This is a genomic window from Roseobacter sp. GAI101, assembly GCF_000156335.1.
GTDB lineage: Bacteria > Pseudomonadota > Alphaproteobacteria > Rhodobacterales > Rhodobacteraceae > Sulfitobacter.
Genome location: NZ_DS999213.1, coordinates 671,847 through 687,450, shown reverse-complemented (window position 1 = coordinate 687,450; position 15,604 = coordinate 671,847). Strand labels below are relative to the sequence as shown.

17 protein-coding genes are annotated in these 15,604 nt (G+C 60.0%); 6 read left to right on the top strand and 11 right to left on the bottom strand.

What is annotated here, in order from left to right; translation table 11 throughout:
• Positions 1–43: 43 nt before the first annotated feature.
• The 5 genes from pdxA to lptF are packed head-to-tail and all read right to left on the bottom strand — an operon-like array spanning position 44 to position 6,617.
• Positions 44–1,027, bottom strand: a complete 984-nt coding sequence (pdxA, locus tag RGAI101_RS03220; protein ID WP_008226668.1) for a 4-hydroxythreonine-4-phosphate dehydrogenase PdxA — start codon at positions 1,025–1,027, stop codon at positions 44–46.
• A complete protein-coding gene (locus tag RGAI101_RS03215) occupies positions 1,024–2,259 on the bottom strand; it encodes a peptidylprolyl isomerase (protein ID WP_008227289.1) in 1,236 nt (411 codons plus the stop codon). The genes pdxA and RGAI101_RS03215 overlap by 4 nt, the downstream gene beginning before the upstream one ends.
• The gene (locus tag RGAI101_RS03210; protein WP_008226267.1) at positions 2,247–4,391 is read right to left on the bottom strand and encodes an LPS-assembly protein LptD; all 2,145 of its coding nucleotides are present in this window, start codon (positions 4,389–4,391) and stop codon (positions 2,247–2,249) included. The genes RGAI101_RS03215 and RGAI101_RS03210 overlap by 13 nt, the downstream gene beginning before the upstream one ends.
• A gap of 1 nt (position 4,392) precedes the next feature.
• Positions 4,393–5,490 carry an LPS export ABC transporter permease LptG gene (lptG, locus tag RGAI101_RS03205; protein WP_008226223.1) on the bottom strand — a complete coding sequence of 366 codons (1,098 nt, stop codon included), beginning with the start codon at positions 5,488–5,490 and terminating at the stop codon, positions 4,393–4,395.
• Entirely contained in the window at positions 5,487–6,617 is a 1,131-nt protein-coding gene (gene lptF / locus RGAI101_RS03200; protein WP_008229242.1) for an LPS export ABC transporter permease LptF, read from the bottom strand. The genes lptG and lptF overlap by 4 nt, the downstream gene beginning before the upstream one ends.
• A 136-nt stretch (positions 6,618–6,753) precedes the next feature.
• Here lptF and RGAI101_RS03195 point away from each other — a divergent pair, with 136 nt between their 5' ends.
• Both RGAI101_RS03195 and RGAI101_RS03190 read left to right on the top strand, forming a co-directional pair.
• Entirely contained in the window at positions 6,754–8,226 is a 1,473-nt protein-coding gene (locus tag RGAI101_RS03195) for a leucyl aminopeptidase (RefSeq protein WP_037227240.1), read from the top strand.
• Between the two features lie 3 nt (positions 8,227–8,229).
• On the top strand, positions 8,230–8,691 hold the full coding sequence (locus RGAI101_RS03190; RefSeq protein WP_008226250.1) for a DNA polymerase III subunit chi: 462 nt from the start codon (positions 8,230–8,232) through the stop codon (positions 8,689–8,691).
• Between the two features lie 18 nt (positions 8,692–8,709).
• Here RGAI101_RS03190 and RGAI101_RS03185 read toward each other — a convergent pair whose 3' ends face one another.
• The 3 genes from RGAI101_RS03185 to RGAI101_RS03175 all read right to left on the bottom strand — a co-directional run bounded on the left by RGAI101_RS03185 (position 8,710) and on the right by RGAI101_RS03175 (position 11,943).
• Positions 8,710–9,294 (bottom strand): retropepsin-like aspartic protease family protein, encoded by a 585-nt coding sequence (locus RGAI101_RS03185; RefSeq protein WP_008229192.1) that lies wholly within the window; start codon positions 9,292–9,294, stop codon positions 8,710–8,712.
• A gap of 51 nt (positions 9,295–9,345) precedes the next feature.
• Complete coding sequence (locus RGAI101_RS03180) at positions 9,346–10,002, bottom strand: MarC family protein (RefSeq protein ID WP_008226423.1); 657 nt, start codon at positions 10,000–10,002, stop codon at positions 9,346–9,348.
• A 78-nt stretch (positions 10,003–10,080) separates the two neighbouring features.
• Positions 10,081–11,943, bottom strand: a complete 1,863-nt coding sequence (locus RGAI101_RS03175) for an ABC-F family ATP-binding cassette domain-containing protein (RefSeq protein WP_008228357.1) — start codon at positions 11,941–11,943, stop codon at positions 10,081–10,083.
• Between the two features lie 104 nt (positions 11,944–12,047).
• Here RGAI101_RS03175 and ndk point away from each other — a divergent pair, with 104 nt between their 5' ends.
• A complete protein-coding gene (gene ndk / locus RGAI101_RS03170) occupies positions 12,048–12,470 on the top strand; it encodes a nucleoside-diphosphate kinase (RefSeq protein ID WP_008227651.1) in 423 nt (140 codons plus the stop codon).
• A gap of 57 nt (positions 12,471–12,527) precedes the next feature.
• Here ndk and RGAI101_RS03165 read toward each other — a convergent pair whose 3' ends face one another.
• Positions 12,528–12,938 carry a DUF4112 domain-containing protein gene (locus tag RGAI101_RS03165; RefSeq protein ID WP_008227465.1) on the bottom strand — a complete coding sequence of 137 codons (411 nt, stop codon included), beginning with the start codon at positions 12,936–12,938 and terminating at the stop codon, positions 12,528–12,530.
• Between the two features lie 56 nt (positions 12,939–12,994).
• The gene (locus RGAI101_RS03160; RefSeq protein ID WP_037227238.1) at positions 12,995–13,327 is read right to left on the bottom strand and encodes a TfoX/Sxy family DNA transformation protein; all 333 of its coding nucleotides are present in this window, start codon (positions 13,325–13,327) and stop codon (positions 12,995–12,997) included.
• A 281-nt stretch (positions 13,328–13,608) separates the two neighbouring features.
• Between RGAI101_RS03160 and RGAI101_RS21850 the strand changes: the two genes are divergently transcribed.
• The 3 genes from RGAI101_RS21850 to RGAI101_RS03150 all read left to right on the top strand — a co-directional run bounded on the left by RGAI101_RS21850 (position 13,609) and on the right by RGAI101_RS03150 (position 14,784).
• Positions 13,609–13,776 carry an RSP_7527 family protein gene (locus tag RGAI101_RS21850; RefSeq protein ID WP_198133738.1) on the top strand — a complete coding sequence of 56 codons (168 nt, stop codon included), beginning with the start codon at positions 13,609–13,611 and terminating at the stop codon, positions 13,774–13,776.
• A gap of 86 nt (positions 13,777–13,862) precedes the next feature.
• The gene (locus RGAI101_RS03155) at positions 13,863–14,081 is read left to right on the top strand and encodes a DUF1127 domain-containing protein (RefSeq protein ID WP_008225520.1); all 219 of its coding nucleotides are present in this window, start codon (positions 13,863–13,865) and stop codon (positions 14,079–14,081) included.
• 265 nt (positions 14,082–14,346) lie between these two features.
• Positions 14,347–14,784, top strand: a complete 438-nt coding sequence (locus RGAI101_RS03150; RefSeq protein WP_037227236.1) for a YqaA family protein — start codon at positions 14,347–14,349, stop codon at positions 14,782–14,784.
• An 84-nt stretch (positions 14,785–14,868) separates the two neighbouring features.
• Here the strand turns inward: RGAI101_RS03150 and RGAI101_RS03145 are convergent, their stop codons facing one another.
• Positions 14,869–15,414 (bottom strand): YcbK family protein, encoded by a 546-nt coding sequence (locus RGAI101_RS03145; RefSeq protein WP_008227349.1) that lies wholly within the window; start codon positions 15,412–15,414, stop codon positions 14,869–14,871.
• Positions 15,415–15,604 lie beyond the last annotated feature (190 nt).

Here is a 15,604-nt window from a genome sequence, read left to right as displayed (position 1 = left end):
GGATTTATGCCTTCGGCGAGGATATTTAAGAGCCAGAGAAGCATCACGACTGCGCCATCTTATATGCAAGGCGAATGGCCTCGATCATGCTGCTGGGGTTCGCAATGTTCTGGCCTGCGATGTCAAAGGCCGTGCCGTGATCAGGCGACGTGCGGATGAAGGGCAGGCCAAGGGTGACGTTTACGCCGCGGTCAAAGTCGAGGGTCTTGATCGGGATCAAGGCCTGATCATGGTACATTGCGATTGCAGCGTCATAGCGCGCGCGGGCGGCGGCGTGAAACATCGTGTCGGCGGGCAAGGGACCGATGAGATCATAGCCCTCGGCCTGCATGTCCCGGATCAGAGGGATCATCCAGTCGCATTCCTGCCGGCCCATGGTGCCGCCTTCGCCTGCGTGCGGGTTCAGCCCCGCGATGGCAAGGCGCGGTTTGGCAATCCCGAATTGGCGTTGCAGGCCTGCGGCGGTTATTTCAATCACGCGGCGCAAATGGGCAGGGGTCAGCGCCGTCGGGACCTGGTCGAGGGCGATGTGGATGGTGGCAGGTACCACGCGCAACTGATCCGATGCCAGCATCATCACCACATCGTCGATATCGGCGAGAGCCGCGAGATATTCAGTATGCCCGGGATAGGCGAAATCGGCCCCGTCCTTGAGCGCCTTTTTATGGATCGGAGCCGTGGTCAGCGCACAGGCCTGACCGGCCCGTACCATGGCCACACCGCGGGCAATCACGTCGATGACGCCCTGGGCATTGGCCGGATCGGGCTGGCCGGGAACGGCGTCGGCCATGAAAGGGTGGGCAATGACCGGCAGCGCGTCCTTGCCTGCGCTCAGCGCGTGATCCATCCGGTCGATCACCACATGGGGGATGTCGCGGGGCAGATGACGCGGATCACCCAACCAGACCACGGGCAGTTCTCCGGCAAGTTTTGCCCACGCGCGGGCGGCCACTTCGGGACCGATGCCCGACGGCTCTCCGCAGGAGATAACGACAGGTCTGTCGGAAAAACTGTCCGGCGACGTCATTTGCGCACGATGCGCGCGTCCGCCCGAAGCTGTTCCAAAAGCTGGTCGGCATAGCCCGACAGACGTTCCTGACGCAGGGCGTTGGCCACATCGGTGCGCGACGTATCCTGATTGGAAGCACTGGTGCGGTCACACATCATCAGGAACATCAGGGTTTGTCCGTTCGCACGGGTCAGGGCCGTCGAGACCTCGCCCGGGTCCAGCTTGGACAATTCGATCGCGATGTCCTGGGGGATTTCGGCAGGTGCCTTGGTAACGCGCTCAAGCACCTCTGCAGGCTGGCCCTTGGCAACCCCGTAAAGGTCATTGCACGTGTCGACGCGACCGCGCAGGGTCTGGGCCTGAGCCAAGGCAGCCTCGCTGCGGCCACCTGCAATGTAATAAGCCGCATATTCGATGGCGGAATAGACCGGTGTCGCGGCCCCTGTTTCCTGAATATCACGCAGTTGGAACAAGGCGACGGCGTTTGGAATCGGCAGCGGTGCGGTCACCTCTCCGGGTGCGAGGCCAAGGATCAAAGGTTGCAGGCTCGGGGGGAGGCTTGACAAGTCTTGCCACTCCAGCCGACCGCCCCGGCCGCGCGATGCGGTCGCGGAGTAACGGCTGGCAAAGCCAGAAAATTCGGCCGCGGACCGGCTTTGTGCGATCTGTTCAGCCAGTGCGTTTACCCGTGCCGCATCTTTGGGCGGGGCGGGGATGATGATCTCGGACAGCAGCACGCGCACGCCGCCCCCACGGGTGGCACCAAGCGCGCGATTGATTTCGGCGTCGGTGATCTGCACCCGCGCATTGTAACGCGCGCGGATCAATTCACGCCAGCCGACGGAATTCACGACGAAATCGCGAAACGTCTCTTTGGCCACACCGGACCGCTCCAGGGCGGAGGTGAATTCCGCCGTGCTCAGGTTGGCGCGGGCGGCGAATTCGGTCAGGCTGTCCTCGATCCCTTCGGGGGTCAGGGCGATACCGGCCTCGGCCACGGCCTCGTTGCGCAGGCGTTCGTCAATCAGCGACGTCAGCGCCCCGTCGCGCGTGGCACCGGGCGCATTGAGCAGCTGCAAGAAGCGCTGGCGTTGCTGGACCTCGAATTCTGTCACGACAGATTCATTGACGCGCGCGACAGGCGCAAAGAGGTTCTGCGCGGCAAGCGGTGTCGCTGTCATCAGGGCAAGGCCGATCAGGCCGATGCTGCGTGTCAGACGGTTCAGGTTCATCTTGGTTACTTCCCACATGATCGCACATATCTTTCTGTTCCGCTGGAGGCCGAGAAGCCCCGCAGACCGATGTTAAACCCGATATCTGTCGAGGGCTCAACACTTGTTGAAGAGGTATAGCGCCGGCGGACCGAAAGGTCGACGCTGACGCATTCGTTGTTGTAGGTCAGCCCCAGCCCTGCAGTCGCGGCGTCGTTGTTTTCGACGTCATAGCGCAGATCGGCACTGGCCGTCCAATGCTTGCCGATGTCATAGGTCCCATCAAGGGAGACCTCAGACACGGCCAGCGCGCGGTCTTCATCGGGGTCGGCCTCGAGCCAGACATAGGTCCCCGCAAGGCTGGCTTTATTGAACGACCATGCGCCGCGCAGCTCTGCCTTGGAAATCTCGAAATCGGTATCGATCAGTGTACGTGCGGTCAGGGACATGCCCGCGCTGTTGCGGATCTGACCCGCCAGCAACACGTCGGAGCGGGTACCGGACAGCCCTGAAGTGTCAGAGAACGCAGGGTCAAAAATATCCCGAAACACCTGACCCGCCGATAGATGCGCATCCCAACCGGCCGGATCGATCCGAGACCAGCTGACGCCGACAGCGGCCACGGCACCGCGTTCCCGGCGATCAGGGCGGGGAAAGCGGGACAGGGTCAGCAGATTGCCCTGGTCAAATTCAACGCGACTGCTTTCGTCATTGGGGATGTCCAGACGGTCGCCCCCCGTCCAGCCGATCTGCGCCAGCGGGGTCAGGACCTGCGTGACATCCCCGGCACCGCGCCGGACCATCGGATAGCTCAGGGCGAGCGCCGCGAAAGGAGCCAGATCATAGTGGTTCTGGGCAAAGCTGCGGTCTTGGCTGATGTCGAAGAAGTTGAACGTCGCACCGGTGCGCGCATCCATCACGACACCTGATCCGTGGGTGAAACGGCGCAGATATTCGAGCTTGCCGTTGATCCGCGCCATATCGCGCCCGTCGGTGATCAGATCCGCATCCGGCCCGTCGGTATCCCGGTCGGAGCTGCGCCGGTGACTGTGGGCCTGCAGGGACAGGCGGACTTCTCCGCCAACGGATTTGGGGAAAAACCGCTGTTCGAATTCGCTGTCGATCACCAGTGTGGGCAGGGTGGCATTCACCTCGCCGGGGCGCAGCGATTCAAAATTGTACAAGCTGGTGCGGAAATAGCTGTCGCGCCGTGTCCGCGACAGGGTCACATCGCTGCGCAGGCGGTCTTCGTCGGAATAGCCGTATTCGGTAAAATAGGCCTCGTCACTGACGGTCTCGATGGTGAAGCTCAGCTTGTAATCGCCGCCCATGTCGAAAGCGCCCGTGCCAAAAAGATAGCCGCGCCTCTCGTCAGGAAGCTGGTCATCGCGGGAATAGGCCCCGTTGAATTCGATCCGGCCGCTGGTGAAAGCCTGCCGGTAGCGGAATTCCAGGGTCCGTGTCGCGGTTGAGATATAGGGAGTGAGGGTCAGGTCGCGGCTTTCACCCAGCTTGATGAAATACGGAATTTTCAGGCCGGTCGCGAGCTGCGAGGTGGTCCGCACGCGGGGGGCTAGGAACCCCGTGGCGCGGTCCAGCGTCGGGTCGGGCAGCCGCAGGCGGGGTAGATAGAACACCGGGACGGACCGGATGTGAAAGGTCGCATCGTCGAAATAAAGCTGTTGCGCCGCCTCGTCATGGATCACGCGGCGCGCCCGGATCTGCCACAAGGGCACTTCGCCGTCGGTGCAAACCTTGCACGACGTCACGGCAGTTTTATAGAGCTGGCTGTAACGGCCATCGACGCGGTCGATCTGCACGGCGGCCAGTTGAAGCTGTTCGTTCAGGATCATCCGCGCGCCGCGCAACAAACCGTTTTGCAGGCCTTGATCCAAGGTGGCGGCGTCTGCCAAGATTACCGTGCCCGACCCGTCATTCAGCACGATAGGTCCTTCGATGATCAGCGATCCTGTCTGGCCGTCATAGCGGATCGCCTGGGCGCGGATACGGATGTCACCCTGAAAGGCCTCGACGTTGCCCTGGGCCACCAGAACACGGTCGCGGGTGATGAACAGATCATCCGCCACCAGCATCGCGGCCGGCTCGGTCATGTCTTGTGCCAAGGCCCGCAGGGGCAGCAATGTCAGTACGATGAAAGCAATCAGGCGCATTCTAGCCATCCTCGGCGTGCAAAAGAAGGCCAATGGCCAGCAGGATCGATGCAACAGGCGGTGCCCAAGCGGCCAGAACCACAGGGATTTGGCCGTTCTCACCCAGAATCTGCGCAAAACTGCGAATGAAATACAAACCGAACCCCAACAGTACCGACGCCAGCACCGCAACGCCTGTGCCGCCGAACCTCGTATGGCGCATGGTGAAAGCGCTCGCAACCAGAACCATCGCCACCAGAAAGAACGGGCGCGCCAGTTCCGTCTGTAACCAGACCTTGTGTCGACGCGGCGAAAACCCGGCCAGTTCAAGTTGATGGATAAATCCGGGGAGGTCATAAATCGACACGACGCCGGGGTCGGTGATGCTTTCGCGGATACGGTCCAGCGTCAGGGTCGAGGGCAGGGTGAGCGTTTCAAACACTTCTGCGTTGCCTTCGGCATTCACGCCCAGTTCAAGCGGCCAGGATTTCGCCCCGGTCAGCACCCAGCCGTCGTCTTCCAACGCAGCGCTTGATGCCTCGATCCGGCGGATCGGGCCGCCCTGGGCCGCGTAGGTCAGAAACGTCACATCGTACAGCACCGATGCATCCGCGTTGGACCGCCACGCCCGAATGACTGTCTGGCCCTGATCGCCGCCCTGACGCAGCCACAGGCCTTCGTCGCTGATCGACAGGGTGGATACCCCACCGGCGCGGATGCTTTCGGACAGTTGGATATAGCGTTTCGCCGTCGCCGCCACGATCGGGTTCAGCATTCCCACCGCCATGATCCCGATGATGAACGCCACCCAGACCGGTGCCTGCAACGCACTAAGCGCTGAACGCCCCGAGGCTCGGGTGACCACCAGTTCCGACGACCGCGCCAAAGACAGAAACAAGACCACCGTGGCCAGGATCATGATCAACGGTAAAATCAGGTTCAGGGTTTCGGGCGTGTTCAGCAATGTCATGCCGAAAAGACGCTGCCAGCCGATGTCATGCTCCGCGAATTTACGCGCCTGTTCGACCATATCCACAAGGATCAACAGCGCGAACAAAACGGCCGAGATCAGCACAAATCCGGTCACGAAACGCCGCGCGAAATAGAGATGCAGGATCATGGGGCCACCTTTGGTGCGCGCAGGCGCTTTGTCCAACCCGGATGGGCAGTCTGCCAGATCATTGCCAGAACCAGCATGGCACCGACCAGACTGGGAACATACAATACGGGCCAGCGGCTGGCATCTTGGCGCACCGTCTCGACAAGGGTACTGCTGAAACCGTCGATGGCGATCAGCAAGCCAAAGGCGATCACGATCTCGCGCCAGACGCCAAAGCGGGAAAATCCCCCCATGATCAGCGTCGCATAGCCAATCATCGCCGCGATGATGCAGAAAAGGGGGTCGGCAAAACGGGCGTTGACCTCTTCGGCGATATCGCCGTGGGTCTGTCCGGTTTTCGCGGCCAGATCATCCCAGTTTTTCAGCAAATCAAACGTCACCATGCTGTCGATGGACTGGCTTTCATCGGTGCTGTTGCTGACCAGCGCCGAGATATCAAAGGAAAAATCCCTGAACTTCGCGGTCGCCAACTGCTTGCCCTCGACCTGCAACCGCTGCGCCAGACCGTCCACCATAATCAACGTGGTCCCATTGCCATTGCGCACCAGATAAGCCTCTGCGGCGGTATAGATCACGCCTTCGTCCGGGTTGCGCCGGTCCGACAGGAAAACATCGCGCAGCACGCCGTCATTGCCGATCAGACGGGTGTAGAAGGTCACCTTGGAAGTCGGATGCAGAAACGTCCCCTCGGTCAGCAGGCGGGCAGTGACGTTCTGTGAAATCTCGGCCTCGCGCTGGTTCAACTCGGCCTTGGTCATCGGCACCAGCACATGGGTCAGCACCGACATCATCAACGCGACGCAAATTCCATAGGCAAAAACCGGCCGTGCCAAGCGCCAAGGACCGGTACCGGTGGCCTGCAAGACCGTCAGTTCAGATTCGCTGGTCATCCGGTTTATCACATAGGCGGCCCCCGCAAATGTCGCGATGGGCAGGACGGTGGTGATCAGACGCGGCAATCCCAACACCGTGAATTCAAGGAATACCAGAGCGGTCTGGCCATCCCCGATCAGCCTGTCAAACAGGATAACGGCACGGTTGATCCAGAAAATCGCCACCAGAACCAGCGCGAAAAAGCTGAACAGGGTCAGAAACTGGGACAACATATAGCGGTCAAACTTTGACAATCTGCTTCCCTTGGATCTTTGCACAGCCATTTTTCAGTGATGATAAAGGAAAACTCCAGCCGCGAAAACTGCTATCTGGCCTTACCGTGCATGGCGCGCTAGGTCTGTGGGCAAATCAGATAACAAAGGTGCCCCCATGACTTCATTGACGCCAATGACCTTCGCGCAGACCGACATCGAAAAGATCGCCGATCATGATGGCCGGGTGGCCGTGACCGTGGACGCGACCGGCAAGATGAACCCGGCCGCGCGGCGGATCAACAAGCTGACAAAGGGCGCGCTGGAACGTCTGGTGCAAAGCGCCGCCTTCGCGGAGCTGAAATCCGGCGATGTGCTGAGCATGGGATACCCCACCGGTATGGCCGCCGAAGCCGTCGATGTGGTGAAGCTTGCCAACAACGCCGATGTGACGGATCTGCGCAAGGCAGGTGCCAACCTCGCCAAGAAACGCGGCACGTCGGACCTGCTGGTGCTGGCTGGCGGTCTGCGCAAGGCGGCAGAGCTGTGTTTCGGCCTTGCGATGCGCGACTACACCTTTGAAGATCGCAAGAGCAACGGCAAGCCGCGCAAGGGTGCCGTGACCGTCATGGCCAGCAAACCGGAAGAAGTGGAAGCCGCCGCCGCACCGCTGCTGGCCATCGCCGACGGTGCCTTCATGACCCGCGATCTGACAAACGAGCCTGCGAACTTCCTGACCACCACGGAATTTGCCGACCGTCTGGCCGAAATGAAATCCATCGGGCTTGAAGTCGAGGTGTTGGACGACGCCAAGCTGGAAGAACTGGGGATGCGCACGCTGTTGTCGGTCGGGCAGGGCTCGGACAGCCCGTCCTATGTGGTTGTCATGAAATGGAACGGCGGCGAAAAAGACGCGGCACCGCTGGCGCTGGTCGGCAAGGGCGTGGTGTTCGACACCGGCGGGATCAGCCTGAAACCCGGTGCGGGCATGGAAGACATGACGATGGACATGGGCGGCGCGGGCGTCGTGGCAGGCGTGATGCGCAGCCTTGCCCTGCGCAAGGCCAAGGCCAATGTGGTCGGGCTGGTGGGCATCGTCGAGAATATGCCGTCCGGCGCTGCCACGCGCCCCGGCGATGTGATAAAATCCATGAAGGGCGACACGGTCGAGGTGGTCAACACTGACGCCGAGGGCCGTTTGGTGCTGTGCGATGTGATGTGGTACGCGCAAGAGCGGTTCAAACCGGTGGGGATGATTGATCTGGCGACCCTCACAGGTGCGATCATCATCGGCCTGGGCCATGAAAACGCCGGCGTGTTTTCCAACAACGACGCGCTGTGCAACGCCTTTTTGAAAGCCGCCGGAACCGAAAACGAAGGCGCATGGCGCATGCCGATGGGCGACGGCTATGACAAGCTGCTGAAAAGCCGGATCGCGGATATGAGGAACATCGGCGGACGCGCGGGCGGTTCAATCTCTGCAGCGCAGTTTCTGGGGCGGTTCGTCAAGGATGAAACGCCCTGGATTCACCTGGATATCGCCGGTGTTGCCTCTGTCAAAAACGAGACGGCTTTGGCACCCGTGGGGGCAACGGGCTGGGGCGTTGCATCGCTGAACCGACTGATTTCCGACAACTTCGAAACCGAGTAAACCATGGGGGCCGCCTATTTCTATCACCTCACCCGACGCCCTTTGGTTGAAACGCTGACCATGCTTTTGGGCAAGGCCCAAGGGGCGGGCTGGCGTGTCGCGGTGCGGGGTACGGATGCGGCGGTCCTGGCGCAGATGGATGCAGCACTTTGGCGGCAAGGGCCCGAAGACGGGTTCTTGCCGCACGGGATGGCCGGGGGACCGCATGACGCCGCACAGCCGATATTGCTGACCACCAGTGCTGATATCCCCAACGGTGCCTCATGCGTGTTTTCCATCCACGGGGCCGAGGTTTCGGCGGCCGAGGTTGCAGCACTGGATCGGGTCTGCATCCTGTTCGATGGCGAAGATGACATCGCCCTGAACAAGGCACGGGGCCAGTGGAAAGCGCTGAAAGCCGCGGGCGCATCGGCCCAATACTGGTCGGAGGAATCCGGCCGGTGGGAGAAAAAAGCAGAAACATGAACGGGTTACGGCGTGATCTTAACGCGTGAGGATCAGTTCGTTATTCGCGATCTCGATCCGGCCCCAGCGTTGCAGATAGCCCATGCCAAGCAGGCTTTGCTGCATCTCGCCGTCGTTTACCACCGCCGACACGTCAAAATCGCGCACCTCGCCAAGCTGGACCTCTTTCAGACGCACAAAGGCGGTGCGGACTTCGCCATTGGCCGTGCTGGCGCGCCCAAGATAGTTCAGCTGATCCGGCGACAGGCCCACGCGCTGCGCATCTGCTCGCGTCAGCACCATATCCGTGGCCCCGGTATCGACGACAAACCGGACAGACGCGCCGTTGATCTGTGCCGTCAGATAATAATGCCCGTCGCGCGCGCGCGGAATGGTGACGCTGCCGATGCCAGCCTCGTAGCTTTGCTGCGGCACGGCCGAACTGCGGCTGATATCGCCCCAAAGCCCGTAGCCCGCTGCGACGCCGACAAAGATCATGCCCCAGACAGCCGCCTGTTGCAGCGTCTTGTTCAGCCCCTCGCGGCTTTGCATGAAAAACCATCCGGCCACCATCAACAACAGCAGCAAGAGATAGATCAGACGGCCTGTTTCGAACTCTGGCATGGTGGCACCCCTCTTTGCACAGCATCTATATGGGGGCTGATATGGGACTTGTCAGCCCGCGCCGGGACCAAAACCAAATGCGCTAAGCCCATCCAGCACGAATTGCACGGACAGTGCGGCCAGCAACATGCCAAGCAGGCGGGTGATGACATTGATGCCAACCTTGCCCAAGGCGCGTTCCAGATACCCGCTGGCCTGCATTGTGATCCCCATCAGAACCAATACTGCGAAGGTGATGCCCATCACGGTGATGAACCCTTCGACGCCCGGTTTTTCACCTGTCAGCAGGATCACAGAGGCGATAGCACCCGGACCCGCAATAAGCGGAATCGCCAGCGGAAAGACCGATGGATCGTCGTGATCATGATCGTCAGGGTCGTGATCGGGGTCGGTGGTGTTTTGCTCGCGCCGTTTGGTCCGGCGGTCGAACAGCATTTCAAGCGCGGTTAGAAACAACAGGACCCCCCCAGCGACGCGAAAGGCGGGCATCGAGATGCCGATAAATCCCAGGACGGCTTCGCCGAAGGCAGCAAAAACAAGCAGGATCAGACCTGCGATAAAAACACCGCGCCATGCGATGCGGCGACGTTGGACCGGTGTCATGCCGGGGGTCAGCGCCAGGAACATCGGCCCGATCGCGAAAGGGTCGATGATGACGATCATGGTGGCGAAGGCCGTGATCATGAAGGCGATGTCGAGTGTCAACATATGTATTCCCGGGGGCCAGCCCCCGGACCCCCGGGATATTTGTGAGCCAGAGAAGCCAGGCCGGAATTAGATTAGGTGTCAGGCTGAGGCTGTCTCCAGTTTTTCGAGTGCGGCCATCCAGATGGATTCGGCACGTTCGAGCGCGGCCATGACTTCGGCGTATTTCTTGTTCCAGACTTCAAGTTCGCCGACTTTTTCCTTTTCGTAAAGGGCAGGGTCGGCAAGTTTCTTGGCCAGCTTGTCGCGCATGTCGTTGATCTTGGTCACACGGGCTTCGGCTGTCCGGACTTCCGAACGCAGGGTAAGGATGTCTTCGCGCGATGCCCGTTTGGGTTTGGGGACCTCTTTGATCGGCTTGGCATTCTTGCTGACAGGCTTTTCGACTGTAAGCAGCATCTTGCGATAGGCTTCGAGATCGTCTTCGTAGGGTTTGACTGTCCCGTCCGATACCAGCCACAGACGATCGGCAACCATCGACAGCAGGTGCATGTCGTGGCTGACAAGGATCACGGCACCGGAGTAGCGGGTAAGCGCTTCGACCAGGGCCTCGCGGGATTCGATGTCGAGGTGGTTGGTCGGTTCATCGAGGATCAGCAAATGTGGCGCGTCTAGCGTGGCAAGCAGCAGCGACAGGCGGGCCTTTTGACCACCGGACAGGCGGCCTACTTCGGTATCTGCCTGGTCGGGACCAAGGCCGAAACCGGCAAGTTGCGCGCGCAGCTTGGACTGCATCACCCCGGGACGGGCGGTGATCATATGCTGCAACGGTGTCTCGTTGATGATCAGTTCGTCGACCTGATGCTGGGCAAAGAACCCGATGCGCAGCTTGTTGGAGTTCACCGCCTTGCCTTCGAACAACACCAGACGGTTGGACAGCAGTTTCGACAGGGTCGATTTGCCCTGACCGTTCCGGCCCAGCAGGGCGATGCGGTCGTCCTGGTCGATGCGCAGGTTGAGGCGCGACAGGACGGGCTGGCCTTCGGTATAGCCGGTCGAGCCACCTTCGATGCTGATGATCGGTGGCGACAGTTCGTCAGGCTGCGGGAAGGTGAACACCTTGCGCGCCGCTTCCTCGGGCGGGGTGATTGTCACCATCTTTTCAATGGCTTTCATGCGCGATTGCGCTTGCTTTGCCTTGGATGCCTTGGCTTTGAAGCGGTCCACGAAAGCCTGCATATGCGCCTTGTGCGCCTGTTGCTTTTTCGCGGCGGCGGACAGCTGCGCCCGTTTTTCAGCGCGCATTTTGGCGAACTGGTCGTAGTTGCCCTGGTAATAGGTCAGCTTGCGGTCTTCGAGGTGCAAGATGCCACCGACGGCACGGTTCAGCAGGCCCCGGTCGTGGCTGATGATGATCACGGTGTGCGGATATTTGGACAGGTAGTTCTCCAGCCACAGCGCGCCTTCAAGATCGAGGTAGTTGGTCGGTTCATCGAGCAGGAGCACATCGGGCTGCGCGAACAAGACGCCCGCCAAGGCGACGCGCATGCGCCAGCCGCCGGAATAGGCCGAACAAGGCTGTTGCTGGTCGTGATCGTCAAAGCCGAGCCCCTTGAGGATCGCAGCCGCGCGCCCTTCGGCGGACCATGCGTCGATATCGGCAAGGCGGGTCTGTACCTCGGCAATCCGCGCGGGGTCCTTGGTCGTTTCGGCTTCGGCCATCAGGGATGCGCGTTCCACGTCGGCGGCCAGCACCGTGTCGATCAGCGACACATCGGAGGAGGGCACCTCTTGGGCGACGCCACCGATCTTGGCCCGGGATGGCAGCGATATGTCGCCTGCGTCCAGCCCCAGTTCGCCGCGAATGATCCGGAACAAGGTTGTTTTGCCCGCGCCATTGCGGCCGACGAGGCCCACTTTATGACCTTCGGGAATGACGGCGCTGGCTTCCTCAAACAAGGGGCGGCCTTCGACGGAATAGTTGATTTCTGAAATGCGTAACATGGGCGCGGTGTGAACCATGTCTCGCCCCGCGTCAATCACGGCTTTTCATGGGGCAGGCACCATGTTAGGGAGCGCCCAAATCAACCCCCATTAGGAGAGCTATCATGGCCCTTGAGCGCACATTTTCGATCATCAAACCAGACGCAACACGCCGCAACCTGACCGGCGCGATTGCCAAGAAATTCGAAGACGCAGGCCTGCGCATCATCGCAAGCAAGCGTATCCACCTGACAAAAGCACAAGCCGGTGAGTTTTACAAAGTGCACGCCGAGCGTCCTTTCTATGACGAACTGTGCGAATTCATGGCTTCCGCGCCGATCGTTGCGCAGGTTCTGGAAGGCGACAACGCCATCGCGAAAAACCGCGAAGTCATGGGTGCCACAAACCCAGCAGACGCAGCCCCCGGCACAATCCGCGCCGAATTTGCTGAATCAGTTGGCGAAAACTCGGTCCACGGGTCGGATGCACCTGAAACCGCCGCAGTAGAAATTGCGTATTTCTTCTCGGGTCTGGAACTGGTCGGTTAATCCAACCGCTTCGAAGACAAAGAGGGTTGCAGGAAACTGCGGCCCTTTTTTTATGCCTCAGCCGCGCAGGGTAGGGTGATGCGAGGACAATTCACCCTGCGCATCCATCGCGGCGGCCGGTTGACGGCCAAGGTGGTCCTTGAGCAGGGCAACATTGCGCGAGTTCGATTTCCAGCCGATATCGAACAGGTCACCGACCAATGGGACCGCCCCGATCACAAGGTCGATGCCGACATTTGCGCCCATGCGGGCCAGAACGGATTTGCTGGCACCCAGGCGATGCGCCTCTTTCATGATGTATCCCGCCGGGGCAAGCGCCAGCGCGTCGCCGACGCCCGGGATCAAACCCAGAATCGAATCCCATCCCAGCCGGACGCCCAGCAGCGGAATGCGAAAGGCGTAGTCCATCCGGCGGGCGAGCGCTTGCAACCGGTCAAGGTCACGGTCGATGTCATGGGATACGGGCATTGTGTTCCTAACGGGTTGTGCGTTGGAACATTAACCCCGTCAGCGCCATTGGGTTCCTAGGTCTTGGCGCTGCGCACGCCGATCATATCCATCATGCGTTCAAATTCGGACGCCTGCGGGTCATGGGCACGGGCCTTGAGCGCGTCGAATTTGACCCGCAGCGCCTTCTTCTCAGCGCCTTTGCAATCGTTCCAGGGACGGCCCTGAAGTGCCATGACCAGCACATAATATCCAATGAAATGAGGGCGCTGCCCAACTTTCAGAAGCATCTCATAGGCTGTATCTGCGCCCAGATCCCGCAGTTGCTGCGCCGTGGTAATGCCGACGCTGATGCAGGATTTTTCGAACGCGGGGCCAAGATTGCGGATGGAGGAAACAGGATCGGTCATGGCGTCAGTCTTATCGGCAGGCTGCGCGTCTGTCACTTTCAGATGCAGCCGAATGTGGTAAATATCGGCCGATCGGGCGCGCGGGACCGCGATGGGTGGGCTGTAAGGCTCTCAGGCTGGTTCAACATGTTTCGCAAAGACTTCAATGGCACGCCAAATGGGCGGCCCTCACGGGGGCTAAAGCCATGCACCGGGCGCATACCGCCTATGGTTTGCACCAGCGGAGGATCAGGCACATATGACGGTCACGGGCAATGAAGCCCAGAAACGGAAAAATGAAAATGAACTACGTACTTGATAACGAGACCGCCACACCCGTCGAAGTAGACCGCATCCTGCGCGAAGCACATGCCCTGCGTAGCGCCTACATCGCAGCCTTTGCCGGTTCGCTGGCACGCAAGGTCGCCGCACCATTCCGGCGCGCACCACGTCAGGCAGCTGCCGCTTAAGCCTTAGCAGGCAGCCTGATACCGATACCTAAAACAATCCGATCACGGTGGGTATGCCACCGTGAAACCGAGAAAGAGAAAAGAAAATGAGCTACACGACAACATATTCCGCCCCCCGCGCCGCCGGCCTGATGGCCAAACTTGGCAACGCGTTCGAGGCCTACAACAGCCACCGCGCCGATCAGCGCGCAGTGCGCCAGACGTATAAAGAACTTTCCGCGATGAACGATCGCGACCTTGCCGATATCGGCGTCGCACGCGGTGAAATCCGCCACATCGCATCGCAGGCCAAAGCCCTGCGCTAAGAACAGCTTCCTCCCAAGCCATTCGCCGCCGCAAAACACGCCGTTTTGCGGCGGTTTTATTTTGTGGGCCACCTTATCTTTAATCCCGTTCAGGTGACGCAATGCGTCAGTGACCACACTATCGGGACGCAATAGACCCTGCGGCGGTTTGAGGGGTGTCGGTTGGGCGCGGGCTGCGGTACCACAAACCTTAGGACAGACGACACAAGCAAGGAGCGCGGCGCTTGACGCAAAACACCACGAGTTCAATCCAGATGGCACGCCGATGATTGCCTATCTCGGGTTGTTTTCAGCGGCGTTTATCGCAGCGACGTTTCTGCCCATGCAATCCGAAGCGCTCTTGGTGGCGCTGATGTTGAACAACCAGCATTCCCTGACGATTCTGCTGTTGGTCGCGACGGTCGGCAATGTTCTTGGATCGGTCGTGAATTGGATTCTCGGGCGGGTGGCCCTGCGCTTCAAGCACAAACGCTGGTTTCCTGCCACCGACGCGCAGATGGCGCGCGCCGAAAACTGGTATCGCCGCTATGGCCGTTGGTCGCTAATGGCCAGCTGGCTTCCAATCGTCGGGGACGGTCTGACCGTCATCGCCGGTGTTTTGCGTGAACCGCTGTGGTCGTTCATGGCAATCATCACAATCGCCAAAGGTCTACGCTATCTGGCGTTGGCGGTGCTGACGCTGGCGTGGTTTCCACCCGCATGACGACCTGCACGTTGGGGCAGCAGGGACCCTCTAAAAAAGAGAAAAGCGCCAAATGGCGCTTTGATCTCACTCAATTTCCGGCGCTCAACCGCCCCAGCTGCGGACCTGGCCACAATCCATGTGGACAAAGTTTGATCCGGAATATCGCCCGACACCACCGCCGCGGCAGGCAACAGCGGCTTTTGCCATCTGATTGACCGAACGCGAGGCCAATCGCACGTCAGCCGCCTGTCCCCGCATGTGCAGTGAATTCTTTGCAACACCGCGTGATTTAGACCGCAACATCGCGTTGGTCTTGGGGCTGCGGTAGCCGGACAGCAACATGTAGGGTTCGTTCACATCCATCAGGTTATGCGCAGCCGCCATGATATCGATGGTACGCAGATCAATGGATTTGATCCCGTCGGTGCGCCAGTCGCGCATGAAATGGTTCACTTCCTTGACCGCGTCGGCAACATAATCGCCTTCGATCCAATAGATCATGTCGATGCGTTCGCCGGTACGTCCGGAAAACATCTTGATCCGACGAATATCGCCTGCGCCGCGCAAGAAACCTGCCGCACTTGCAAAAGTTGGTGCCGCTGCAACTGTGGTTGCCGCGAAAGCGCCCAGCAAAGCGCGGCGGGTCATGCCCGAAGAATTTATACCAGTCATATGTCTAATTTCCCGTTTCTGCCTGTTGTTCCATGATGTTACACGGAAGCTTTCGCCTATCCCCATATGCATCGGTTTTATTGCATAGGCCGATTCCTTAACCAAGCGCTGAATCGAAAAGGTTCCAAGTGACAACAAATTTAGGCGAAAATTTGCGCAGAGGGTG

Bases quoted from the DNA above. Each gene is read 5' to 3' on its own strand.
- pdxA (WP_008226668.1), bottom strand. From the start codon at position 1,027: ATGACGTCGCCGGACAGTTTTTCCGACAGACCTGTCGTTATCTCCTGC.
- RGAI101_RS03215 (WP_008227289.1), bottom strand. From the start codon at position 2,259: ATGTGGGAAGTAACCAAGATGAACCTGAACCGTCTGACACGCAGCATC.
- RGAI101_RS03210 (WP_008226267.1), bottom strand. From the start codon at position 4,391: ATGCGCCTGATTGCTTTCATCGTACTGACATTGCTGCCCCTGCGGGCC.
- lptG (WP_008226223.1), bottom strand. From the start codon at position 5,490: ATGATCCTGCATCTCTATTTCGCGCGGCGTTTCGTGACCGGATTTGTG.
- RGAI101_RS03195 (WP_037227240.1), top strand. From the start codon at position 6,754: ATGACTTCATTGACGCCAATGACCTTCGCGCAGACCGACATCGAAAAG.
- RGAI101_RS03190 (WP_008226250.1), top strand. From the start codon at position 8,230: ATGGGGGCCGCCTATTTCTATCACCTCACCCGACGCCCTTTGGTTGAA.
- RGAI101_RS03185 (WP_008229192.1), bottom strand. From the start codon at position 9,294: ATGCCAGAGTTCGAAACAGGCCGTCTGATCTATCTCTTGCTGCTGTTG.
- RGAI101_RS03180 (WP_008226423.1), bottom strand. From the start codon at position 10,002: ATGTTGACACTCGACATCGCCTTCATGATCACGGCCTTCGCCACCATG.
- RGAI101_RS03175 (WP_008228357.1), bottom strand. From the start codon at position 11,943: ATGTTACGCATTTCAGAAATCAACTATTCCGTCGAAGGCCGCCCCTTG.
- ndk (WP_008227651.1), top strand. From the start codon at position 12,048: ATGGCCCTTGAGCGCACATTTTCGATCATCAAACCAGACGCAACACGC.
- RGAI101_RS03165 (WP_008227465.1), bottom strand. From the start codon at position 12,938: ATGCCCGTATCCCATGACATCGACCGTGACCTTGACCGGTTGCAAGCG.
- RGAI101_RS03160 (WP_037227238.1), bottom strand. From the start codon at position 13,327: ATGACCGATCCTGTTTCCTCCATCCGCAATCTTGGCCCCGCGTTCGAA.
- RGAI101_RS21850 (WP_198133738.1), top strand. From the start codon at position 13,609: ATGAACTACGTACTTGATAACGAGACCGCCACACCCGTCGAAGTAGAC.
- RGAI101_RS03155 (WP_008225520.1), top strand. From the start codon at position 13,863: ATGAGCTACACGACAACATATTCCGCCCCCCGCGCCGCCGGCCTGATG.
- RGAI101_RS03150 (WP_037227236.1), top strand. From the start codon at position 14,347: ATGATTGCCTATCTCGGGTTGTTTTCAGCGGCGTTTATCGCAGCGACG.
- RGAI101_RS03145 (WP_008227349.1), bottom strand. From the start codon at position 15,414: ATGACCCGCCGCGCTTTGCTGGGCGCTTTCGCGGCAACCACAGTTGCA.